This is a genomic window from Paraburkholderia bryophila (assembly GCF_013409255.1).
Classification (GTDB): Bacteria; Pseudomonadota; Gammaproteobacteria; order Burkholderiales; family Burkholderiaceae; genus Paraburkholderia.
Genome location: NZ_JACCAS010000001.1, coordinates 4,124,432 through 4,148,874 on the forward strand (window position 1 = coordinate 4,124,432; position 24,443 = coordinate 4,148,874).

At 57.6% G+C, this 24,443-nt stretch carries 18 protein-coding genes; 8 read left to right on the forward strand and 10 right to left on the reverse strand.

Features of this window, described 5'->3' with window-relative positions; translation table 11 throughout:
* Positions 1-322: 322 nt before the first annotated feature.
* From GGD40_RS18550 to GGD40_RS18560, 3 genes are read right to left on the reverse strand one after another with little or no spacing between them, the layout of a single operon-like run.
* A complete protein-coding gene (locus GGD40_RS18550; RefSeq protein ID WP_257030430.1) occupies positions 323-589 on the reverse strand; it encodes an SMODS domain-containing nucleotidyltransferase in 267 nt (88 codons plus the stop codon).
* A 15-nt stretch (positions 590-604) separates the two neighbouring features.
* On the reverse strand, positions 605-1,912 hold the full coding sequence (locus tag GGD40_RS18555) for a nucleotide-binding domain-containing protein (RefSeq protein ID WP_179744496.1): 1,308 nt from the start codon (positions 1,910-1,912) through the stop codon (positions 605-607).
* Complete coding sequence (locus GGD40_RS18560; protein ID WP_179744497.1) at positions 1,909-2,529, reverse strand: SLATT domain-containing protein; 621 nt, start codon at positions 2,527-2,529, stop codon at positions 1,909-1,911. The genes GGD40_RS18555 and GGD40_RS18560 overlap by 4 nt, the downstream gene beginning before the upstream one ends.
* Positions 2,530-3,573: 1,044 nt before the next feature.
* Here GGD40_RS18560 and GGD40_RS18565 point away from each other — a divergent pair.
* Positions 3,574-4,161 carry a hypothetical protein gene (locus tag GGD40_RS18565; protein WP_179744498.1) on the forward strand — a complete coding sequence of 196 codons (588 nt, stop codon included), beginning with the start codon at positions 3,574-3,576 and terminating at the stop codon, positions 4,159-4,161.
* A complete protein-coding gene (locus GGD40_RS18570) occupies positions 4,139-5,359 on the forward strand; it encodes a hypothetical protein (protein WP_179744499.1) in 1,221 nt (406 codons plus the stop codon). The genes GGD40_RS18565 and GGD40_RS18570 overlap by 23 nt, the downstream gene beginning before the upstream one ends.
* A 178-nt stretch (positions 5,360-5,537) precedes the next feature.
* On the opposite strand, the gene GGD40_RS18575 is transcribed toward GGD40_RS18570, so the two are convergent.
* Positions 5,538-5,900 carry a hypothetical protein gene (locus tag GGD40_RS18575; RefSeq protein WP_179744500.1) on the reverse strand — a complete coding sequence of 121 codons (363 nt, stop codon included), beginning with the start codon at positions 5,898-5,900 and terminating at the stop codon, positions 5,538-5,540.
* Between the two features lie 99 nt (positions 5,901-5,999).
* Positions 6,000-9,860, reverse strand: a complete 3,861-nt coding sequence (locus GGD40_RS18580) for a hypothetical protein (RefSeq protein ID WP_179744501.1) — start codon at positions 9,858-9,860, stop codon at positions 6,000-6,002.
* A gap of 252 nt (positions 9,861-10,112) precedes the next feature.
* Here GGD40_RS18580 and GGD40_RS18585 point away from each other — a divergent pair, with 252 nt between their 5' ends.
* Positions 10,113-11,003: a hypothetical protein gene (locus GGD40_RS18585; protein WP_179744502.1), complete on the forward strand. Its 891-nt coding sequence runs from the start codon at positions 10,113-10,115 to the stop codon at positions 11,001-11,003.
* Between the two features lie 167 nt (positions 11,004-11,170).
* Positions 11,171-11,833, forward strand: coding sequence for a ribonuclease HI (locus GGD40_RS18590; RefSeq protein WP_179744503.1), 663 nt, complete (start codon positions 11,171-11,173; stop codon positions 11,831-11,833).
* Positions 11,834-11,860: 27 nt separating this feature from the next.
* Here GGD40_RS18590 and GGD40_RS18595 read toward each other — a convergent pair whose 3' ends face one another.
* The 5 genes from GGD40_RS18595 to GGD40_RS18615 all read right to left on the reverse strand — a co-directional run bounded on the left by GGD40_RS18595 (position 11,861) and on the right by GGD40_RS18615 (position 18,652).
* Positions 11,861-12,358, reverse strand: coding sequence for a hypothetical protein (locus GGD40_RS18595; RefSeq protein ID WP_179744504.1), 498 nt, complete (start codon positions 12,356-12,358; stop codon positions 11,861-11,863).
* A complete protein-coding gene (locus tag GGD40_RS18600; RefSeq protein WP_179744505.1) occupies positions 12,355-14,406 on the reverse strand; it encodes a hypothetical protein in 2,052 nt (683 codons plus the stop codon). The genes GGD40_RS18595 and GGD40_RS18600 overlap by 4 nt, the downstream gene beginning before the upstream one ends.
* Before the next feature lie 3 nt (positions 14,407-14,409).
* Positions 14,410-16,182 (reverse strand): hypothetical protein, encoded by a 1,773-nt coding sequence (locus GGD40_RS18605; protein ID WP_179744506.1) that lies wholly within the window; start codon positions 16,180-16,182, stop codon positions 14,410-14,412.
* A complete protein-coding gene (locus tag GGD40_RS18610; protein WP_179744507.1) occupies positions 16,169-17,494 on the reverse strand; it encodes a tyrosine-type recombinase/integrase in 1,326 nt (441 codons plus the stop codon). The genes GGD40_RS18605 and GGD40_RS18610 overlap by 14 nt, the downstream gene beginning before the upstream one ends.
* Positions 17,495-17,776: 282 nt before the next feature.
* On the reverse strand, positions 17,777-18,652 hold the full coding sequence (locus GGD40_RS18615) for a class I SAM-dependent methyltransferase (RefSeq protein ID WP_179703553.1): 876 nt from the start codon (positions 18,650-18,652) through the stop codon (positions 17,777-17,779).
* A gap of 19 nt (positions 18,653-18,671) precedes the next feature.
* Here GGD40_RS18615 and gloB point away from each other — a divergent pair, with 19 nt between their 5' ends.
* From gloB to carA, 4 genes are all read left to right on the forward strand, one after another.
* Positions 18,672-19,463: a hydroxyacylglutathione hydrolase gene (gene gloB / locus GGD40_RS18620; protein WP_179744508.1), complete on the forward strand. Its 792-nt coding sequence runs from the start codon at positions 18,672-18,674 to the stop codon at positions 19,461-19,463.
* Positions 19,464-19,619: 156 nt separating this feature from the next.
* On the forward strand, positions 19,620-21,320 hold the full coding sequence (locus tag GGD40_RS18625) for a transglycosylase SLT domain-containing protein (protein ID WP_179703555.1): 1,701 nt from the start codon (positions 19,620-19,622) through the stop codon (positions 21,318-21,320).
* 194 nt (positions 21,321-21,514) lie between these two features.
* Positions 21,515-22,756 (forward strand): MFS transporter, encoded by a 1,242-nt coding sequence (locus GGD40_RS18630; protein ID WP_179744509.1) that lies wholly within the window; start codon positions 21,515-21,517, stop codon positions 22,754-22,756.
* Positions 22,757-23,196: 440 nt separating this feature from the next.
* Positions 23,197-24,351: a glutamine-hydrolyzing carbamoyl-phosphate synthase small subunit gene (gene carA / locus GGD40_RS18635; RefSeq protein WP_179744510.1), complete on the forward strand. Its 1,155-nt coding sequence runs from the start codon at positions 23,197-23,199 to the stop codon at positions 24,349-24,351.
* Positions 24,352-24,443: the final 92 nt, after the last annotated feature.

A 24,443-nucleotide genomic window follows, 5' to 3' on the forward strand; every position in this document is an offset into this window, starting at 1 on the left:
AACCGGTCGTGATTCCAGCCAAATTCAAACGGGTCGGGGGCGAGAGATGCTTCGATGCATCGCAATCTCTCAGCATCCACCTCTTCTCACACGGTTCGCTGAAGACAGGCAGTACTCGAATTCCTTGACGTGCCGGCAGAAGCGATGCAGCCGCCCTGTCTAGTCGTCAACGCCAAGATATTCGCGCGAAAGCCCGAAGCCGGCAAACGAGAATGGCTAGAATTATGCGCCTTGAGTTGTTTCGCGAGAATTTTGGAGATTGTCGTCGAACGTGAGCTTCACGAGATGGTGTACGTGTTGCGGATTGCATTCTTGACATGTGCTAGCAAGGCCGATTGCCCGTTTCCGACATGTCCATGAAATCGTTCATAGAGTACGTACGGCAGCTCGTACAGTAGGTCAACGGTATTGCGGTATTTCGGCCGTACGACCCGACGTAGAACCTATATGCAGTCTTCGAGTCGAGTCCACGCAGGTCGGCGTTTAGTCGACCGACGATGCGCCCCGTTCTGTACGCGACTGAAGAGTGCTTGTCGCTGCTAATCCGAAGCGATTTGCAAAAGTCCGAAAACCACTCCCCGACACCCATAGCCGATGCTCCTGATTACTCGATAGGAACGCTTAGCCGGTCGCGAGCTACGCAGACGTCGTTCTTGATGATGTAGCACTCAACGTAATGGTCGCCGTGAAAGTTCGCAGTCTCTTTTCGCTCGCGACATCCTTCGTCGCGAAGAATTTTTCCGCGAACCTGCGAGCGACGGATGGCCTCCGGACCCACGTTGCGAACCTTCCACTTGACTTCGTAGGGCTCGGCGACATCGCATCTAAGAATGTGAAAGCGCAACGACATGCCATGTTTGAGCCATGGGAAGTGCTGCATTACCGAGCGCAGGAGGCCGCGGTCACTGTTGCCCGAAAACTCGCAACCGATTTCTAGATTCCTGCGGATATCGACTGGATACTTGTCTTCGATGAACTCTTCAGCACCCTCGCCGGCATCCTTGACAACAGTAATGGTTTCGCTTGCAAAGGCGCGCGGAATTTTTATTTCAAGCGGAAAGTCGCGTCCGAAGACCTCGCGCCAGAGCTTCGCACGCTTTCGTTCGGCATCCGCATCGCGGGCTTCGATGCATGTCAATGCCGCCTTCTTCGCCTTTCGGTGGAAGTTTCCCTTACTGTGAATATGTGCCTGACTGCCTGGCGCACGCCAGTAATCTTTCTGTTCGAGGTCGGCCAGGAAGGTGAAGAGCGCGGCGAAGAGTGAAGGATACGAGCCATAAGACTTATCGTCGTAGTCCTTGGAGTTCTCGAAAAAGCGATAGCAGAGGGTGTCGATGAGAATGCCGCTCATCGGTGCGCCATGTTCGTTCTTCCACGAACGCAGCATTTTGCACGCGTGCTTGTAGATGCGGTTCGTACGAGTGTTCATGGCATGCATCGCAGCCATTTCCTGCTGTGGGCGCGTTAGCTTCCAGTCGCCGCCGTCGTTTGTGTCCGGATGAAGATAGTCGTTTGTCTCTTTCCGATAGAAAGCTGGCAGCACTTCGACCTTGAACTTGGCAAACTGCACCACAACGACTTGGCCGTCACCTTTGATTTCAGTGTTGACGTAGCGGACCTTGAGTGAATCGCGAACTACCTGAAGAAGCTGGGAGGGACCATTGCCTTCCCGACGCCGGTGTCGCTCATAGAGTTCCCAAGGCAACTCAAACAGCATGTCGAGGTCGCTGACGCCATGAATCGCGGTGTGGCGCCCGTATGACCCAACTTGGAGGGAATGAGCGTTGTTCGAATCCGCGTTGTAGAAGTTTTTGTTGAGACGGGTGGTAATGTTCTGGTAGGACGTCGAGATGTCGCCGGCATTGCCCACAGAGATGTTTTTTCGGAACTGCTCGAAGAGGGCGTAGCTCATGTCTTGCAAGGCTGCGAGTTGAAAACAATCGAGATGATGGCGGGGTGCAAGTAGAGCACAGCGGCCAAGGCAAGCAAAATCACGAGCGTTACCCACGCACCGAACGGTACCTTGTCGCGGAAAAGGCTGAAGTTAAGTTCATCGTCAATCCAGCCAATCTGGTGCTGCCAAAAAAACTTCACATGGGCATGCCAGTGCGCAAGGAAAATCTGCTTCGATACGGACGCGCCGGCTGCAGCGTCAACGATTTCCATGCGCCTCTCGGCGAAAACCGTGACGTCGGCGTCAACAGACTGAGCCTTTACCTCGGCATATAGGTCCCTTAGCTGGTTGTAGGACCGGGTCAACGATACGCCGGCGTCGTCGTATTTCTGCTTGTCGGAGTTATAAAACGTGACGTAAAGCGTGAGAGCAGAAGCAATAACAAGCGTGGCCGATATGCCTGCCGCTGCGAGCGCAGGGAAAATGAGCGCATACACGCCGATGATGAAGGCGATGACGTTAATCCAACCGGGTGCTTTTTCGACGATGTCCAACGTCGAGAAGTGAAGCTTCGCACCAAACCCGATGTTGTAGCCGCTCTCAGCAAGCAATCGGAGCAAGTCATTCTTCTTCATCTTTCGTCCGAATCCTGCGCCCCGACTGGCGCGTCTCTCATGGGTTTTCTTTATCTTGGTGACGTGCTCTGGGAAGTCTTAAGTGCGGAAGGGTCTCAGCAAAGTTGGTCATCTTTGCCGACCGCAGCAATTTACCGGTTGATACTACTGCAATGCTATAAACATTGACAGTCTTTTGGGGGCGGCGAAAACGTGATGATAGTTGATGCGAAATGAATATTGCTTCCATACGGAGCTAGGAGCTATCGTAGATGTCTGGCGGTTCGTGCAATAGGTTTGTAAAGGTTCTAAAACCATTTTCCTATGTCCAGATGTCGGGTCGGCCGACGCACCAAGGACATTGGGAATGAAACTGAAAAAATGATACGAACGCAGCAACAGCGCGTGTGGCAGTGGCAGAGACGACTGTCCAGTCCATCACCCATGCCAACCACCACGAACGGCGGTCCAAGCCCGGAATAAACGTGTCCTCGGTCTTGCCTGACATGTCTTTGACGGCAATTCACCCCGGCAGGGGAGGTATTAGCCAAGATGTGACGGACCTCTCACTACTTCTTGGCACCACGGACGTCTGGTAGCGAGCTGACGCGAGACATCGTACATCCACCGGGAGCTCGGTCCAAGTTAGGCGGCAATGGTGCGCTCCGGAAAGGTCCCGTCAAAACGACCGCCTGCTAGCACAGCGTGGTACTTCGTCTGGGAGGCGACTTGTGTTGGAAATGACGTATCCATCGCGCATCTACTATCCGGTCGCGATGATGAACTAGCCGTTGAGCCGATAGGTGACCGCTCGCGTGAACAAAGGCGAGCCGTCAAAGCGCATCTGGGCCGCAGACGAGCTGGTTCTGGCAGATGTCCGAAAGACGCAACGCGTCGTACGCCAAAGCCGAAATTTTGCAAGCTACAACGCCAAGATGCCTTTTATCCCCGCTTGTCCTATTCTAAATCCGGCGGAGAGGTCCGGAATGGTCACGTTAATTCGTATGATGAAAAAGAAGAATGCCCGAGAAATCGGTTTTGCTACGCACTCCACAGGTGGCCCGTATGAGTGAGCCAAGCACCGCTCAGCAAGGTATTGCGACTGCACTCAAAGAGCAGTTGCTGCTTGTTTCGTCGCTAGTGCTTTTTGCCGGTATCGTCACAACCGACACTTACTACTCGGCCTTTGGCCTCCGGTACCAATTTCTAGACATCGCGCCGGAGCACTTGCTCTACCGAGGGGTACGGGCTCTGACAGACAGTATCGCGTTAGCGATTGCCTATTTTGTTGCGATTTTCTGGCTAGCCGGCGGAGCGTCTGCTTCAAAGCGACTGCTGGGAAGATGGCAGGATTGGGTGGAGTTAATCACATATCTTGTTTTGGTCGGTCTCGCTACAACCGCATATTTCGCTGCTATCGGAGAAGGTCGACTACAAGCAGAGCGAGACATATCGATTGCGACCACGACCTTGCCAACGGTTGAAGAAATCAAGGGCGAAAAAGATGTGGAGTTACCGTTCGTCGGATATCGAGTGTTGCTGGCAGGTAAAGACATGATTGCGATGTTCAAGCCTACGGCCAACGCAACAGAGGTTCCCTTCGTGCACATTTTAAAAAGAGACGATGTCCATGAACTTGTCCTCGCGCGCTAGTTACCTGGTGGCTTGTCTTGCCGCCTGTTCTGTAACGCCTGCATCTGCTGACACGCTGACGCTTGCGGATTCCGTCGTCTACGGCCGGGTGAGCCGAATGGGACCGAAGAGCATCCAGTTTATGAACGGATGCATGAAAGATTCGGTAAAGGAGTTTCCCGTCGACTCGATTCGCCGTATCGAAATCAATGGCTCGTGCCTCCCGAAACCGCCAAAACCATACAGTGCCGGCGGTGCCCTGTGCGACAAGTCCAAACTTCTATACCGCGTTGAGTTCAATGACTCACGGCCACCTGCATATGCATCTCAAGTTGAATTCGCTAATGCGCGAGTTCACTTCGTGGACCCAGATGGTTTGCAGGTACACCACGATAACCTCAAAAAGGTTGCGGCGATTAGCCGGCAATTGGTCTGTGATTCGGCGATTCCTGCGCAGGAGAAACAGCCTCCGAGTGTCTGCACTGAGCCAGTACAGTGGGCCGTAAACTTCAGTTACGAGCCTGTCATGGGAAACCGTATTTTCACGCAAGGGTTCTCGTTCTATCTGGTCGATGACGACGGGCACCCAATTGCGACGGGCGATGAGATTTCGGATACAGTCAGAAAGTCGTTTCAGATTGCGCTTACATGGTGGACGAGCGCTATCTATGACCGCAAAGCTACTTTATCGCCGGACGCACGGGCTGCAATCGAGAAGATGGTGTCCCATAGCGAAAGCGGCGGCTACGTTTTGCTCACTCCTCCACAGGTGATACAGAAAGGTTGCCCGGACGGCGCCACATTCGTCGTTCGGTACGCGAAAAAGTCAGACGCCCCGTTCCGTGACGCGTCAGACGGGTCAATAAAAGCGGCTCGCGCCGAGGTAGAAGGCCGGACGCTTCTTGTAAACGGCGTCGACTACCCGTGCTGGAAGGCCGAGCCAAAAAAAGTGATAGCACTCCCACCCGACACTATGAGCAAATCGGAGTGCTTCAATCTGGTTCCCGTAATGACACACGAACTGGGACACGCGTTCGGCCTAGAGGGCCACAAGGACGACCCAAACGCGCCGTCCGTCATGGACTCCGTGATACGAATGGAAGCACCCTATCCAACTGCTGCCGATGCAGATTCGCTTGTTACCGTGCTTACGAAGCCTATCCAAGGCATGCTGCCTGGGCGCATCGATGCAGACGGACGTGGAGTGCGCCTCAAATAGACCTCAAAAACTGCGTTTGTATGGGACGCTACGACTGCATGGATGGGCCACCACAGCGCGACCACTGACAGCCAAGCAGTCCCGCTGCAGACCAAGGTGAACGTCGGCATATCCCCAGTCGCAGTCACGATAGCGTTTGGATGAGGGGAGGGCTTTCGAGCAGAAAGATGTGGATGCGCTAAAAGCAGCGCTTGGTGCAAAGACGCATTTCTATTTCGAAGGATTCGAGCGCGGCATCAATGCTTTGTTTCGCCTCTCCGTCGACGACCTCATTGGTAGCGAGTATGTCCGGTTGCGAGGGACGGTAGACGACGCCATTCAGGTTCGAAACAAGATATTTCACGGCCAGCTTACCGACCGCTGCTTGCAGCGGGAGGACCTGATGGAAATAGTTGACGGCGTCAGGCGATGGTGTGAGTTGCTTGCTACGACGGCCGAAAGGGAAATTGGATACGACGGTTTCGGTAGATATTCGTTTCGGAAGGGGCGGCCGAATCTCACGGACGGTTATAGGCTTCGGCTGGACAGTATCGAACAACATAAGCAATTCCTGCATGCTCACGTTCGGCGGCGTTGAAGCCACCGCCTCCGGTTCATGGCTACTGCAGTCGTTCGACCATGCAGCGGGCCAACAGTCCCGTCAGCATTGCAGGAAGTCAGAAGTCAAAAGATGACCTCGCTCGTCGATGAGCAGCTCTCTTCGAACGTTTCCAGTCTCTCGCAGTAGCCAGTGTCCATTCTCGCTAAGCATCGGGCCGTCGCTGCCGACCAGTGGCTTTAGCATCACGAGCAGTTCGTCGCGTGCGTAGTTACGTAGCATGTTTGCAACTGAGCGGATGTTATCGAGGTTCAGAGGCGCAGCAAGTACCCTCTGGATGAACAGCACGTGGAGTTGGGTGAATGCCGGGTCGCTCACGGTGCGCAACTGGTAGAAGAGTTCATCCTGCTTGACGAGTTTCGACGATGCAAGACGTAGAAGTCTATCTGGCGGCACCAGATTCAGCGCGTCGGCGAACACTTTCGGTAACATGGGTGCGAGGATTGAGCTATCAATCATCATGTCATAGAGCGGCGCATGGAATCCAATCAAACTCGCCATGCCATCGAGGATAGCTTTTGCTTTCTCTTCATCGCCAGCGAGTGGGCCGAGAACTGTGGCCACCGCTACGTCAGGCAAGAGTTTTATTGCGGCTGGTGAGTGATGTTCGTCCCAATCCTGAACGAACTGGGCTGCGATGTACCAGATTTCGAATGGTAGCGGTCCTTCTGGACCCGCCACCGAGAAACCTTGGCCAGTCTCCTTCATCCACTCAATGTACGATTTAAGAAACCGGTACCCCAAGTAATGGCCGAAAATGGTCGGTTTGCTCAGACACTGTCGGACCAACGCGAGCAGTCCGGCGGGTCTCACGCGCGCGAGCGCCTCAATAAGACTCTCACCGACTTTGGGTGTGATTCCTTTGTCGCGTCCATCCGGATGAATCAGCCTGGACATAAGCTCGTCCGCTAGCGACGCTGGCGGGTTCACCAGAAACCGCATAGCTTCCAGTGCATGGATGCGTTGGTGGCCTCCCAAAGCCGCAGGCACATGTTTCAGAAGCTCCGGCAGGATGTTCGCGCCATACCGTGCAATCAGAACTCGCCAGCCAGTCTCGTGGTACCCATTGGCTATCCATTGATAGGCGGTCGCATCGTCAACCTCGAGGCTGAGGGTTTCGGCTAAACGATGGTGCTGCTTCGTCCCGGGCACGGCGAAAGCCACCTTCTGAAATTTCGCCGTCCAGTCGGCGCCTAGTTGGGGGATGACCATGCCCAATACCTCTTGGGCGTTGGTGGACATTGATGGAAAGCGCGCGAGCAGTTCTTCGAACACCTGCGAATTTCCGCACGAGACAAGCACGCGATTTATTTGCCACCAGCCTACGAACGACCCTTCAGGGTTTTTGGGATAGTTCGCGGCCAGCCAGTGTGCCAGTTCAACGTTCACGCCACGGTCGCTAATGAAGCGCAGGTACTCCGGGGTTTTCTCGATGAGAGGCTGGAGATGTTCACTGCCCCATTTCGGGGTGACCCCGCCACACGCCATCGCTGTAGCGACCGCAAGTTTGGCGTCTAGCCGATTGTCGTGAAACATCTGCTCAAGCCATGTCAGCCATCGGGCATCGCCCTTGGCTGCGATTGATTCGATAACCGTGATGACGCCCGCAGGCGGCTTCGACTTCGCGAGACCGAGCCAGCTATCTAGGGCAGCTTTGCAGTCGAAGAGGATTGAGGGGTCGAGCGCCTTCGTGAGCGCCGGAACGTGTAGTCGTCCGGCGGAAACTTCGCTGATTACGTCGAGCGCTTTTCGTACCAAGGATGGCTTGCCTGAGAGTAGGGCCGCGGTGGCCGCACGACAGCGCACAGGTAGGTGCGGATTCAAGAACATCGCCGCGACTTCTGCCAGGAAGGTAGTGTCCATCGTCGCCTGTCCGCGGCTGGAATCGAGGGCCGCAGCCAGTACGGCATCTTTGCTAACCGTCTTCGAAATCATGTCGAGCGAGACGCATTCGCCTGATTCTAGTGCGAGACTGATGCTCTCACGCGTATCCAGGCTGATGACTGCCTCTTCGATTCGGGCCGTGCGGAATAGACCAACGCCGGACAGCCAACTCCAATAGAGGTCGTGGACCGGGATGGCAAGACGGTCTCGTTCTGTGACAGTACCAAGCTTCTTCAGAACTGCGAGCGGATTGGGAAAACCTTTGGCCGTTGCCGCCTTTTGCAGTGTGGCCCGGAGGGCGTTGTATGACCGCTCACCCAAGAGGGAAACGGAAGCTACAGAGTCTGACAGCACATCTTCAAACTGTTCCGGCAAGCTCTTTGATACGTGTTGATGGAATCGGGCAATCAGTTCACCCTGACTCGCGAGCGCGCCCCCGAGCAGCAGATAGAGAGACAACATCAGCGGAATGCGAAGAAGGTCCGCAAGGTCATCATTGAGCGCGTTGTCGGCAGGAAAGGCTTCATTTGCCGCGCGGCGAACGACTTCGGGGGAAAGTGGTTCGAGCGACCACCGCCGGAAAGAAGTGTTATTCGAGTCGGCAGCGCGGGCACATGCGACGACGCGCGTGTCTACAAGCTTGCGGAGGAGGATATCGCGCTCGGTCCCATCCTCACCGGTCGCAAACTCTGACCAGCCGTCAATGAAGACGCGGACGCGTGAATCGCGCAGGACCGCTTCCGGGCTGCAGCCCGGAAGCATGTCGCTCAGTTGCTGAAGCACCTCCTTGGCGGTGCGCAGCCCGCCCACAGAAAGGAGCAACGGTATTGGCGAATCGTTTGCTTCGTGCGATGTACCCAGCAGTTGCTCTGCACTGCGCCAGAGGACGTGGCTTTTGCCAGAACCAGGTGCTGCGTAGATTAAGTGGTGGAGTTCCGACTGGTCTAGTAGGTCGGTGGGCTGCAACCGGACTTGCTCATTTGAGTCAGGTGACGCATCGGTAATCCATCGGTCTGTACAGGAAAGCAGTTGCAGCGTCTCACGCACCGCAGGCGAAGTTCCGGGAAAGAGCTGCACCAGGGACGGCGGATTATTGTGGTCGTGAAGTTTTTTCGCTGTTGCCCAGAGGACAGGTTTTTCGACGAGGGGTGGGCTGACATGGCCAGGCGACGCCGCCTGTGGTTTGAGGGCAGCAGCGAGGAGGTCCGAGAACGGCTGCGAGGCAACCGCGTAGGCCGTTGCTTCGCGGAAAGTACTCTCAAACTTTGGGTAGTCGAGCCGGCGCTCGCCCTTGTGAATTGCCGTCTGAAGAACCACGCCGAGCAGGACGTCGTACGCTTGCCTTGCCGCGCTAGGATGCGCTTGAACGGTTTCCCGGATTTCCACCAGACGTTCGCGGCTCCTTTCCTCGATTTCTTGCCATGAGAGTGCGCCGCACGCGAATACAAGGCGTTCGACCAAGCGCTCCATGAATTCCTTCGGGCTGCAACTCTGAAGGAATAGACCTAGGGTTCCTTCGGGAAAACGCATCCGAAGCGCCCCCAGCAGGTCGGCCGGGTCGTCGAGGTCGCCACTGGCGAGCCGTTGCCAGAACTCGAGCGCTGGAATTCCACATGGAAGAGGTTCCTTGTTTTCTTTGCCGATGGGTGAGGTGGTTAGGAACGTCACCCGCACCCGACGTCCGGGGTTGGCCTCCTGCAAAGAGAAAAGAGATTCAATCGTTTTCAGGACGTCGGCTGAGTTCAGCGTGACAGACTTGGATTCGCTGGTTTCCTTAGCTTGGGTTGCATGCAATATCTGCTCAAGCCGGTCGGGAGAAGAGAGCAGCTCAGCATAGTCCTCTGCGACCTCGAGGTGCAGTTCGCCGTCCGATTCGAGCCGAATCCACGCCGCTAGCGATAGATGGAGCTGATAGATGTAGCCCCGCAGCGAAGCTGAGGCCTGTCTCGCCGCGTCAGCTTTTCCGACCGCCCATTGTGTGGGTCCGGGGCCGAATTTCGTAATCTTGTCGTCCGCCATTTCTTCCGATGTGCTTCGTCTGCTCGAGTTGGATTGAGGCCAGCATTGCGCACTAGGTGCGGCCATCCTTGCCTACATAGTATCTAATGTAGCCACTTCAGCGCACCGACGCGCTGCAGCTAGCAAATCCGAGAACTCGTTTGGCGTCGCGCGCCCAACTTAAGAGGATTCAAACGACGTGCGAAACGCCGTATGCTCATAAGCCCACACGTTCAGGCGTGCTTTTTCCCGTTCACTGTTTGGAATGCTTTTATGGCAACCTATGTAGTCGACCAGAACCGGATGCGGAAGCCGGAATTGCAGACCCTCATCACCCAGGAGCCCGACGCGCGCTTTGTCATTCCTGACGTGGCATTCGTGGAGATGAGTAAGAACGAGACCCACTGGAAAGACACAATGCGGAGTTCGCTGGTCCCGTTGCGGCCAGCGGTGCAGCGGACGGTGCTGTCCTTGTCCGTGGGCGAAGCAATGTCGATTGAGCTGGCATCGGGCCGCGCCATCGATGCAGAGGCCCTGCTGCCAGAGAAGTTCGCCCATTTTGTACAAGAGTTGGTGGTCGAGCTTGATGAAGCCCGTACGGGCAACGCGCTTTCGACGCTGGGCGCCAGATTTGCGAACGCGCGCGCCGCGTTGGGGGCCCATGAACTGGATGCCGAGGGCCGGAAAGCAACTATCGAGGGAATCGAGAAGTCGTTGCGCAGAGACCTCAAGCCGGAGGTATTGAAAGCCTTGCGTAGCAATCAGTTTGACCCAGATTTCCGTCTCGCCTTCATCCAGTCATACGTTCAGCAGTTGCTTTTTCCGGAGGAGATGGAAAAAGCTGGAATGTCCGAAACTGACGCGACGGCCTTCAAGGCTGAACAGCCAATGGTACTGCGCTATTGGTATTTGCTCACGCGGCACGCCGTTGACTGGATGACTTCTGGCGGTCTGTCCGGCATAAAAGCGACCAAGGAACTGAATCATCTTCTGGACATGGATTACGCGGCAATCGCATCGTACTTCGATGGTTTGTTGTCTGAAGACGAGGCGGCAATGGCGGCCTACAACGACCTCAGGCAGATGCTGGATACTAGCGAGGAGGATGCAGTCGCAGCATATAAGTCAGTGTTCGACCAGGTTTTTCCTGACCACACTACCTAAGTCAGCGCAGATGGACCCTCGCTTCATGGTCAGAGGGCGTCTCACAGGCGCCCTTACTACCGAACCTTGCCGGCATTGGACAGCGGACCTGCTAGACTTGTCGACCCGGTGAGGCTCTCCGACTGGATGAGGGTTCGGGCCAAGCCAGCAAAACACCGTACGGAACTATGCAAAGCACCAAAAATGGCGACTCGCCGAAGCGCACCACCGACATCGTGAACGCTGCCCTCACGTGGTATCAGATGCCAAATGGCATCACTGAACGAGCGCTCCGCGCGGCCGTAGGGGCACTGCTGCGTGAGCGTAGTGGGGAAGTGTCACCTGCACCGAAAGGTCCGTCTGACCTGTTTTCGGACGAGGACACGGCGCCCCAAGCGACCGGCGTGATGGCTCCGCCAACTATTGCGGGCGAGTTTGAGGTTTACTCGGATGGCTCAGCACTTCGCAACCCAGGGCCTTCTGGATGCGGATGGGTCGTGTTGAGCGGCAAGAAGGTCGTGTACGAGGGTTTTGAGTCCATAGGTCATGGAACCAATCAGATTGCAGAAATCCGTGCGGCAGCCCATGGCTTGAACGATTTGCCCGCTGGGTCGACGGTAGATGTACACACCGACTCGCTCTACGTTGTCAAAACGATGAAAGGCGAGTTCAAGAAGAAGGCCAACCTTGAGCACTGGGCTTTCATCGACGAAGCAGTTCGTCGGCACAAGCAAGTTCGTTTTCATCACGTCCGCGGACACGCTGGCCATGACATGAACGAGCGCGCGGACGTGCTCGCAAACAAGGGCGCGGCGATATCCAAGAAGCGGCTTGCGGGAAGCGGTAACTGAAGCAGGACGCTCGATGGCGGGCGCAATTTAGCGCTTCCGCCCGCTTGAGCCGATGGTCTTGGCGGCGTTGGGGTTCTTCCTTGCGCGCGCCAGCACCGTAGAAGCACTAGACCAATCGACTTTATCTGTCGATTTCACTTTGTATCTGTGTTCAAGGTAGTCGACGTAACAGGCCATCTCGGCCAGTTGTGCCTTCAGTTCGTTTACCTCGTCCTTGAGCTCTCCGTTTGCTTTCCGGTATTCCCGATTCGCTGTTTCAACGCTCGGGACCTCGCGGGGAACCGAGGCCTTGGCTCCTAGTTTTTCCTCTGCGTAGCGTCGGACTTCCTCGTGATTGACATAGTTAGTGCGGCTACGTCCCGCTTCGCGCGCCAATGTCAGTTTGTTCACGCGCAGCTTGCCGACTTGCAGCAGCTCCGCGTTGGCGGGGTCCCGAGGCTGATGCTTCTTAAGGCGTTCGTACGCGTCTTTGAAGTCTTGTAGTATCGCGTCGACCGACCCTCCAAGCGGTTGCCCATCTTTCATGCTATTGACGCTCCGTGAATTTTTTGGATGACACCTTCGCAACGGACGAGCCGGTGTCCCACAATGAAATCGATGTCTTTGAGCCCTTTTCGGTTGTTCTGCTTCTTCGTCACCAGAAGCTCGTCTCGTCGCGCTAGCCAGAAAGGAAGGTGCTGCGGCAGAACCAACTGGTTCTTGCATTGGCCACAAGACGAATAGGCGCTAAGACCGTCAAGTGCGGGCGCTGTGGCGAATATCTTATAGGATGGACCCTTCAGATTGCATCGGGCAAACTCTGGCCGGAACAGACATGCGCCCCACGGTAGTCCCCATGCCCAAGTGTTATCGCGTTCCAGCGTAGAGCGCAAAAACGCTTGGCACCCTTTTCCATCGTGAGGGTCGACATGACGCGACATCTCCGATGCAATATCAGGAATCTCTTCCATCAGGCCGCCAGCTGCTTTTGCGCCCTCGTGCGTAGCTGCATAGAGGAGTTCAGCGGCCAGTTCAATCGCTGCGTCTCGAATTAACCACAACAGCTCTCTATCTTCGCCAGTGTAGTGGCGCTGCGTCATCGCAATACTGATGTGTTGCAAGTGACGGGAGATTGCGGGGAGAAGAGTACTGTCGACCCGGATGCAAAAGCGCGCGAAAGACTTGCGCCACTGGTGTGTCGTAATCTCCCAGTTCGCGAATTCTGGTGGCACCTTAACGTATGTCCGCACCCACTCTTTCTGCCCCTCACGCACGGCGCCGGCGGAAATCGGGGTGATATCTTCACCTCGAAGTGCAACGCCGACTCGATTTCTGAACCCAACTATCAGGCTATCGCTGCCTGCCATTTCACGCCATGGCGCGAATAGCCGGTCAAGAGCCACGACGGCCTTTATAGGTATCGGCAGATAGTCGGAGCCAAGCGGGCGACTTCCAGCTAGCCATCGCCCCGGTCTTGGCGGCGTCTTGTCCTTGAAAACTGTTCCGACGATGAAGAAGAGTTCTTCAAGTCCTGACTTCGAGCGCTCGACCTTGACGCAATCGGGTAGTCCTGTTTCTTGGTCGTGGGCAGTTACCTTAAGGCCGCAGACCTCTGAAACACGCATTCCTACGGTCCCTTGGATGCCTATGGTGCAGCAGTTCCGGGATGCCTGAAGAACGTCCCTCGTTGTATGACCGATATTGAGTTTTGCCTCTTGGCCTCGGCGACTCGCATTGTGTGCGAAATGACGCGTCACATAAATCGGCTCTGCAAACCCCGCGAACCACGGCTCGCCAGTGTCTTCGTCAGGCGAGAACACTAGCTCGTTAAGGACACGTCTGCGGCGGTTGTTGTTAGTCGCCTCGCATCCTCCATATGGCGTGATGTACGCGTCCACAGTCGCTTGTATCTCGGGTATCTGGCGGTCTAACCACTCCACGACCTTGTTCATTGCTGGAATGTAGACTTCATCTGGAACGGCGGGATAGAAACCGACTTCCTTATCGCAAATCTGCCGGGCCATCGCATATGTCGACTCTCCACCGTAAGGGACGCCCGCGACTGGAGGCAGTCCAGCATCAATAAGGGCTGCATTTTGGTAGTACAGCATGGCGGGGAAAGCAAGCACGCAAAATGCCGACTGAATAGTGATAGATGCGTCTCCCTGACCGCGACATTTGGTCAACCCTATCCATTGCGCATACTCTTCGTACGCAAATTCATCAAGGCACGAAAGGTCTCGATAGCCAAACATCGTCATCCAACGAACGAACTGACGCATCTGTGCCGTAATTTGGCCGACAGAACCGGCGCGTCTGCCTCGGCCGTTGTCGCGCTTGCGAAAGATTGAATTGATGCACGCCTGTACGGAAGCGTACAAGACGCTCCATTGCGGAGCAGAGAAGTAGCTGCCATCGTTCAGCACAAAGTCCCAATAGAACGTATGCCCACTGTTGTAACCAGCGGTACTGCTTTCGTACGTCCACGTTTCCCCCCAACTCTCGTCAACTTCCGAAGGGTCGTCGAGGGGAGCCGTGAGAGCGTTGTAAAGTTCGTCTTCGTTCTCGCGGCGGACAGACTGCGAATTCGACATGGCTCACTCCACGGAAGGGATATCCGGCAGACTCAGTTTCGCAGCACGTGTCAGTACTGCTTTGGGTACACGAGGTAGCCATTCCTCTTTGATGGATTCGAGCTGTGGCGCGTACAAAGTCGTCCAGCGTGTCGGTTCGACAGTCGACCGAGCTGCAATTAGCGTCTTTTCGACCTGGATGACTCGAGCAACAGAAAAATCGTCATGCACATTGCAACTGGCGGTTGGACAGCTTGGGCAAAGGCAGTATGCAGTGCAGGGTGCTCCCTGAACTTGCCCTGGGAGCGGAGAGTCGAAGATATCAAAACAGGCGAATCCGGGTGTCGCTGACCGAGGTGCTCGTTTCGGATTTCCGAACGCCGATGTTGCATCTATTTTTCCTTTGGACCTGATGAATGCTTCGCGCCAAACCATCGCCCGAGCTAGCCTCTCTTGGTCACGGCGCATTGCTGCTGGGGAGGTGTATGTGCTCGATGTAAGGTCTAGACTGGATGTCGCGTGCTGCAAAGCCGTTTTCTGCTTGACGACGTCACCTTCGCTTATTTCATGGACAACGTCGCTCCCCGTCGGTCTTAGTTGATTAAGAGCAAACGGCTTTATATCGTTTTCTTTGCAAAACGCACGGAGCGCGCTTTTGAAAGCTTTCTTGGCTCCATAATGCCTTGCATAGAGTGTCGACGCGCAGCCGTTCTGATTGACACCAACGAACAGCCGGTCACTCTCTTCAAGCGGTACCTCGGTTCGCAGCTTCTTCCCATAGACTTCAAGTGCTGCAACTTGGTAGACCGGGTTGGCCCAAGAGTATTGCTCCACGGAGAACGTCCTCTGCTGCATTGCTCCACCTGCTCGCCACTTCCGCACTGAGATTTCCCAACGGCTTTTGCCATAAAGATTGTGATGTTTCTTTATGTCGGACAGCGGTGCGCACAAGAGATTGGAGCTGTTGAAATCTGTGGTCAGGTCTAGCATTATCACAAAGGGAATGAGTTCCCGGACCGTTAAGGAATCGGGCGAGGCAGATTCGCTTTCTTCCAGTAGCCTTACCGCGTCCTTGTGAGTGAGGTCATCCCGAATGCGGCCTTTGACGTCAATCGGGAATCCGGGAATCGGTTTGGCTAGCGCGAGCGCCTCAAGCTCAAGCATGGCTCCAACGACAACTCGTACTACCGTTATGTCGTCAAGCGGCGAAACGTGCTCGATGCTGCCTGCTCGATTGCTATATCCGAGTGTAGGCACCGACACGTCTCGTGGAATTTGGTATCCCTCGTGTTCGATGTTTCGCAGTTTCTTGAAAACGCCACGCAGCGGAACCATGTACGCAGAAACGGTTGTTTGCTTAACCGTCTCGCCTTTTTTGTTTCGCTTTTTGCCAACGTGCTCAAAGTAGGCTTCCACACAATCTTGACTAACGTCAGCAAGACAGCTTACGACGCTGTGGCAAGCTTGCTCGTACAGTGGCAGGAATTTGAGTAAGTCAGTGAGAGAGTCTCGTGTGTCATTGCGTGTGAGCGGCTGTTTGTCCGTTCCGTAGGAATACAGTGCGCGAGCGAAAGGCACGGCCAGACTCGGACGCGTCAGCCATGCCGACAAGTCCATTGTGTGCAGGCCGCCAGCAAGGGTCGAGTCTCTGAACACAACCGTTAGCCGTTTCGAGTCATCGTCGTAAGAAACCCCAACTTGGTCCCGCTTGTCGCGTATCTTGTGGATGTTGTTTTCGACGCGTGCACTTTGGAAATCGGCGACCGCGTTGGCGCGTGGAAGTTTAGGCCGCGGCATCGACTAAGTCCCGCCATCCACTGAAGGTTTCGACGATTGCGTCTGACACCTCAATCTCGTTCGTCCCAGCACCTTTGAGGTAAATGTCTATGGTCGTCGATAGGTGCGCATGGCCAAGCAGAATTTGAACCTTGTTCCAAGGGAATGCATCACCATTGCGGTGGAATGTGATGTAGGCGGTGTAGGCAAAAGTGTGTCTGAGGTTGTGGAAGGTATATTTGGCTTCGTTCTTCAGGAAGCGGTTGCCGGTCCTGGGGTCCACCGCAGGCACTGTGTGAAAGAGCGAGCAGCGTTCAACCGCTTGGCGAAATCTTCGCATAATCGTTTCCCGGCTGACCGATTCGCCAATGTCGCGCACGTTGGCGGTCGGTAAACTGAGGAAGAGCGTCTCCGGCTCTTTATAAGTGTCGGGCTTGGCGGCTCTCGCCGTGTCGACCACTTCTTGTCGCTCGTGGTCAATGTAAGCGTGCAGTTCGCGCACTAGCCAACTCGGCAGGAACACATTGCGTGCCGTAAAGCCCTTGGTCTTGGTAAGCAGAAGCTTGCAAGGCGAATTGGGATTTTTGGAGTTTGGAACGAGAGCCAGAATCTGTCGCACTGTCAAACTTGCAACCTCGGCTAACCGTGGACCACCGTTCAAACCGATTTCCGCTATGAGCCTGTCGCGGCACGAGACGCCGTTTCGTCCGATGCTGCTGGTGGGACCAAGTGCAAAAAAAATTCTCCCAAGGGCAGTCTCGTCGATGCACATCGGCGGAGCAGGTTCAGGCACCTTAATGTGGTCCAAAATGTCGGAACGAGGCGCGGCCGGGCGGTTGCGTTGAATGTGGGCCAAGGCGACGCGGTTTTGAGGTGGGTGGAGAATATTCTCTTCGTCAAGAGTCACTGCCTTGGATATCCATCCTCTAATATGGGCAAATCGGTAGAACGCGAGTATCGTCCGCATCCTTCCTTTTCGGGTTGATGGCTTTATTTCAGTCTTCGTGTGCGAGCTAACGTGGCTGGACAATGAAGAGGAATAGGCAATCAGGTCCTGCTCTGTGACTTCGTCCCATGGAGTTCCGAGCGCTTCCAAGAGCGAGAACCACTCGTATAGATGCTCCGCATACGTTAGGTTTGTCCAGCGAGAGCGCAGTACTCCCGAAAACGCACATTTGGCTCGGAGATAAAACAAGACTGGTTCAATGATTTTGCCGGCGTGGCAGAGGAGGTAGACGAAACCTGCCGGTAGGAATCCGGTGGTCGCTGCTAGGCCATTTCCAGCGATGCGCTGGTGGTGGGCATGCGGCCCAACTTTCGCTAACGCAACCATACGTTCCTTGTCCCATAAGGATTACAGCGATTTTGTGTTCACGACTGGAGGCCGGGGCTAGTGCCACTGCCGAGAACATTTTTCCATTGAGAACCAATATAGGAAAGGATTGAACAATGTTCAAGTACGTCACAGTTTCCTGATGAGAAGCTCTGAAACGTGCTGACGTGTGGCCTTGAAGCGGTGGCGGTGCTGGTCCCAGCGTACAGCGTGAACAGCTAAAAGGATGTCACAGAATGCCCTTGCAGGCGCCGTCAGTGTAAATATCGATGAGATCGGAAGTCATTGAGTGTGGTTGCGTGTATTCGGGGTGGCGGCGGGCGCGAGGCCCGCGGCGAGGACAGGTTTCTTCACTTTCAGCGGACCGACGAGCCGCATGCCGCGCACGCGCTTGATCGCCTTGATCATGTAGGTGGCGCCGAAAATCGGCCACCAGCGGTCGCCGGCGGCTTCCATGAAACCGTAGCGGGACAGCCATTGATCGCTGCCGAGCGGCGGACGATAACAGCCGAAGCGCCCGCGTTCAAGGTCGAAGCCCAGCAGCTTGATCCAGTCTTTGAGCCGCGTGAAGGCGATCAGGTCGACGGCGGCGGGCACGAACGGCCGCCCGGTCACCTTGCCGACCGATTGCCGCGCGCCCCACAGCGACAGCGAGTTGAAGCCGAGAATGATCAGTTGCCCTTCGGGCATCAGCACGCGTTCGGCTTCGCGCAGCAGCCGGTGCGGGTCGCTGGTGAATTCCAGCGTGTGCGGCATCACGATCAGGTCGACGCTTTGGGCTTCGAACGGCAGATCGAGCAGGTCGCACCACACCGCGCTGCGTCCGGCCGGCGCGGGCAGGCCGGCGAGCCCGTTCTGCGCGGGCTGGGGCCGCAGAGCCGCGCCGTTGCTCGCTGAGTGGCTATTACCGCCATGCCGCAAACCGCGCGGATACGAGTAGGGCGCGCTCGCGCCGCTCGCGGCGTCGAGCACGAGGCCGCGGCACGGCATGCGGTTTTCACGCAAGGCGTCGAGTTGCGGCAGGCCGAGTTGCAGCGCATGGTAGCCGAACACGTCGGACACCACGCGGTCGAGCTGGGTTTGCTCCCAGTCCAGCACGTAGCGGCCAGGTGGCGAATCGGTCCAGGCGGGCCAGTCTATAATCGCTCGGTCAGTCATATCAAAGAATGCGTCGCCTATGAATGCGCTCGAGTACGTACCGGTCCCGGCGTTTGAAGACAATTACATCTGGGTCGTTTCCGACGGACATCATGCGGTCGTCGTCGATCCGGGTGAGGCCGCCCCCGTGCGCGCGTATCTGGCGAAACGGGGTTGGCGGCTGAGCGCTATTTTACTCACGCACCATCATCACGACCATGTCGGTGGAGTGGCCGATCTGCTGAATGGCCAGGCCGTACCCGTCTACGGCCCCGCCGGTGAAGCGATCGAGCACCTCACGCGGCGTCTTGAAAATGGCGATCGCGTCACGATCGCGGCGCCCGCGCTCGACTTCACGGTGCTCGACGTGCCCGGTCACACGAGCGGCCACATCGCGTATTTCCAGGCGGCCGATCCGCGCGGCACGCCGCACGTGTTTTGCGGCGACACGCTGTTCGCGTGCGGCTGCGGCCGGCTGTTCGAAGGCACGCCGAAGCAGATGCTGGCGTCGCTGGACGCGCTCGCCGCGCTCCCCGGCGCGACCGAGGTTCACTGCGCGCACGAGTACACGCTGTCGAACATCCGCTTCGCACTAGCATGCGAGCCGGACAATGCCGAGTTGCAGGCCTGGCGCGACAAAGCGACCGAGCTGCGGGCGCGCCACGTGCCCACGCTGCCGACCACCATCGCCCATGAACGCGCGGTGAATCCGTTTTTACGCGCCGACCAACCGGCGGTCCGGGCGAGCCTGCAAGCTCAGTTGCACGAAAAAGTGCCCGATCGACTCGCCGCATTCACGCTGATGCGCGAATGGAAAAACCGCTTCCGTTGACCGCACCCGCATAAGGGTATTCCTCACGCGAAGAATCGGAAAAATTCGCCAAGCCTAAGATTTGCTTGATTTTTTCGGTATTTTTAGATTGACGTAAACGTCGCCGTTTCGTACTATCGGCTGCAAATTCCAGCCCTTGTGGAAGCCGAGACGTTCATGCGATTTATCTTTAGTGCGTTGTTGGTCCTGACACTCGCCGCCTGCGCGAGTCAGGGACCAGCGACGAATAGTTCCTCCGCCAATAATCCCGCCAGTCAGCAAGCAGTTTCCGACGCCCTTCGCAAGACAGCCACCGCCAAAGAGACGATCAACGTCGACCAGGGCTCGGTCACTCAGCTGACGAGCGCGGACGCCGATCTGTGGGGCCGTATTCGCCGTGGTTTCCAGATGCCGGATCTGCAGACCGACCTCGTCGACATGCAGGTCAACTGGTACGTGCAGCGTCCCGACTACGTGCAGCGCATGACCGAGCGCTCGCAGAAATACCTGTACCACATCGTCGAAGAGCTCGAAGCGCGGCATATGCCGACCGAGCTCGCGCTGCTGCCGTTCATCGAATCGGCGTATAGCCCGCAGGCGTTGTCGGTGGCGAAGGCGGCCGGCATGTGGCAGTTCATGCCGGGCACCGGCCGCACCTACAACCTCAAGCAGAACATGTGGCAGGACGAGCGCCGCGACGTGCTGGCGTCGACCAGCGCCGCGCTCGACTATCTGTCGAATCTGCATGACATGTTCGGCGACTGGCAACTCGCGCTCGCCGCGTACAACTGGGGTGAGGGCAACGTGCAGCGCGCGATTGCCCGCAACGAAGCGGCGGGCTTGCCCACCGACTACCTCAGCTTGCGCATGCCGAACGAGACGCGCAATTACGTGCCGAAGCTGCAGGCGGTGAAGAACATCATCATGAACCCGCAGATGTACGGGCTCACGCTGCCGCCGATTCCGAACCACCCGTATTTCGTGACGGTGACCACGTCGCACGATATTGACGTGGACATGGCCGCCAAGCTCTCGAATCTTTCCCCCGATGAGTTCCGTTCGCTGAACCCGTCGTTCAGGAAGCCGGTGATTCTCGGCGCCACGCAGCCGCAGATCTTGCTGCCGTTCGACAACGCCAGCGCGTTCGAGCGCAATCTGAAGGCTTACTCCGGCTCGCTGTCGTCGTGGACCACGTACACGGTCACCGAGCGCGCGGCGCCCGCGGCGATTGCGCAGAAGATCGGTGTCGACGCCGATACGCTGATGGAAGTGAACAAGATTCCGGCCGGCATGCGCCTGAAGCCGGGCTCCACGATCGTCGTGCCGCGCGGTTCGGACGACGACGAAGACATCAGCGCCGACGTCGCCGAAAGCGCGGTGCTGGCCATGGAGCCGGATGTCCCCGATACCCGCAAGATGCTGATCCGCGTACGCCGCAATCAGTCGATGGCGGCAATCGCCGTGCGTTACGGCGTCTCGGTCGGCCAGTTGAAGGCATGGAATCGTACGCATCGCGACGGCGTGTCGCGCGGCCAGGTGATCGTGCTGCACGTGCCGGTCGGCAAGGCCATGCCGAGCGAGCCGGGTCCGGAAGCGATCGCGACCAACGTACAAGGCGGCGGTGTCGAGAAGATCGGCACCCGCGTCGCGGACACCCGCAGCGATTCGCGTTACGATAAGAAGAGAGGTCGTGGCCGCTCGCCCGTGGTGAAAGTGTCCGAGCCGGTAGGGAAGGTCAGCAAGCCGACAGCGTCCGCCGCCAGCAAGGGCAAAGTGACGAAAGTATCGGCTTCCACGTCCAGCAAGGCGTCGAAGGCCGCGGCGGATAGCCGCCCGAAGACCGCGGCCAGCGCGAAGAAGGGTAAGCAAAACCAATAAGCGGCTGCCACGGTAGTGACCACATGCGTTGCGGGGGCAGCGCATGAATTGCGCTCCGATCACGCACCGTGTTATTTCCAACGCCGTCACCTGTGGTGACGGCGTTTTTCATTCCTCGGAAGATTGACGGCAAGCCCGGCTGATTTGCTTTATCTTTCGTGCTTCGTTCTGCCTCGCTGCTTCACTCAAAGCTTATGTCGTCGACCCAACTGCGCGTTTTTCTCCTGTTCTCCGCGGGCTACTTCGTTTCCTACGTGTTTCGCGGCGTTAATCTTGGCTTTGCACCGTTCATTACACACGACCTCGGTTTGTCGGCCGCCAACCTCGGCGTGCTGACCAGTCTGTATTTCCTGGGTTTCGCGGGCGCGCAGATTCCGGCCGGCGTGCTGCTGGATCATTTCGGCGCACGGCGGGTCACGGCGGGCACCTTGCTATTCGCCGCGCTCGGCATCTGGGTGTTCGGCGCGGCGCAGAGCGTCGGCATGATGATGGTGGGGCGTCTGCTGATCGGCATGGGTGTTTCGGTTTGCCTCGGCGGCGCGTTCAAGGCGCTGGCGCAGCACTTCGCCACCGCGCGCCTGCCGTTGATGAACGGACTCGTGATGGCGGTCGGCGGTCTGGGCGGCGTCATGGTCGGCTCGCCGCTCACATGGGTGTTGGGTTTCGCCCCCTGGCGCACGGTCTGCGTCGGACTGGGCCTGATGACGGTGCTGGTGGCGCTGGCGCTGTGGACGCTTGCGCCCGATACCAAGGAAACCCATCATCAGGCGAGCATCGGCACGCAGTTCAAAGGCACGTTGCACATTCTCGGCAGCGCTGCGTTCTGGAAGATCGCGTCGTTTTCGGTGGTCACGCAGGGCGTCTTTTACGCGATGCAGTCGCTGTGGGTCGGCGCGTGGTTGCGCGACGTGCAGGGCTTCGAGCCGCGCCAGGCGGCGGCACTGGTCTCGATTCTCGGCTTCGCGATGATGGCCGGCTGCATCGGCTTTGGCGCGGCGGCGCGCAGTCTCGAACGACGCGGCATCTCGTTGTATGCCTTTTGCGGGATCGGCATGGCGCTGTTCGTCGTGACGCAATTGCTGATCGTGTTCAAGGCGCCGCTGCCTGCCAGCCTGCTGTGGGCGGCGTATGGGGCGTTCGGCGGCACCGGCATTCTGATCTACGCGGTGATGGCACGGCACTTTCCGCCGCAGATGACGGGCCGCGTCAACACGACGTTGAATCTGATTATCTTCTTGCTGATTTTCGGTTTTCAGATTGGCGTCGGCGCGGTGTTGTCGCACTGGCCGGCGAGCGGCGGGCACTATCCGGTGTCCGCGCATCTGACTGCCTGGGGCATTCTCATCGTGCTGCAGATACTGAGCGCGATCTGGTTCGTCCTGCCTGCCAGGAAGCCGGTCACGGTGGTCGGCGCTCACGAACCGCAAGATGCCTGAGCCCTCGGCGCTGACATTGATCGGGCAGGTCATCTTGACCGGTGCTATCCCGATTTACTCCGCATAAATTCTGTCCGACGGGTTCAAAACCCGACGCAGCAAGGCTTTGAGTGAATTCAAAGCGCGCCTCCCCCGGCGCGCGCGCCATCTCAGATTTGGCGGGAAGGGGTGTTTCACGCTATAATTTCAAGGTTTGAGCTTATCAACCCGCACCCTAGCGCCTACCTCTCCCATACCGTTCATCCGCCGCGCGCCACTGGCGTAGCAAGAAGGGCCCCGCACCCAGCCGATCCGTCCACACAATGGACCCATCGCGCCCCTTGCAACGTCAACGGCAGTACGCGAGCGAGTCTGCGCGTGCATCCTCATGGATGCGTTCCGCTGCGGCTCGCAGTCGGATAGACAGGTCGGCAACAGGGTGTTCCTCCAAGGAGTTTCCCGTGTTGCCGTCATTTTCTCCCGCTCTGCTCGCGCTCGCCGACGGCACGGTCTTTCGTGGTTACTCGATCGGCGCCCCCGGGCATACCATCGGCGAAGTCGTGTTCAACACCGCTATCACCGGCTATCAGGAAATCCTGACTGACCCGAGCTACGCGCGCCAGATCGTGACCCTCACGTATCCGCATATCGGCAACGTCGGCGTGAATGCCGAAGACGTCGAAGCCACGAAAGTCCATGCCGCCGGCCTGATCATCCGTGATCTGCCGGTTCTTGCGTCGAACTTCCGCATGGAGCGCACGCTCCCGCAATACCTCAAGGACGAAGGCGTGGTCGCCATCGCCGGTCTCGACACCCGTATGCTGACCCGCGTGCTGCGCGACAAGGGTGCGCAGAACGGCGCGATCCTCGCCGGTTCGGACGACGAGGCCCGCGCCATCGAACTCGCACGCTCGTTCCCGGGCCTGTCGGGCATGGACCTCGCAAAGGTCGTGTCGACGAAGGAAACCTACGAATGGACCCAGACAGAATGGCGTCTGGGCGAGGGCTACGGCACGCAGAAGGCGCCGAAGTACCGCGTCGTCGCGTTCGACTACGGCGTCAAGTACAACATTCTGCGCATGCTGGCCGAACGCGGCTGCCACGTCACCGTGCTGCCGGCGCAAGCCAGCGCCGCTGACGCGCTCGCGCTCAACCCGGACGGCGTATTCCTGTCGAACGGCCCCGGCGATCCGGAACCGTGCGACTACGCGATCGCGGCCACCAAAGAGCTGATCGAGCGCGGCATTCCGACCTTCGGCATTTGTCTCGGCCACCAGATCATGGGCCTCGCGGTCGGTGCGAAGACCATGAAGATGAAGACCGGCCACCACGGCGCGAACCATCCGGTGAAAGATCTGGACGACGGCCGCGTCGTGATCACGTCGCAAAACCACGGCTTCGCGGTCGACGCCGCCACGCTGCCCGCCAACGCGCGCGCCACGCACGTTTCGCTGTTCGACGGCACGCTGCAGGGTTTCGCGCTGACGGACAAGCCGGCGTTCTGCTTCCAGGGTCACCCGGAAGCGTCGCCCGGTCCGCACGACATCGCCTATCTGTTCGACCGCTTCACGGCGTTGATGGACAAGAAGAAGGCCGGCAAGACCGCTGCGGCTTAAGCGGAGCATGTGACGCGCCGCTCCGGCGGCGCGCGGTTCGCAGCGCGAGATGGACCAACGCGAAGCGAGCCGCACACAGCAGAGCGCGCGCA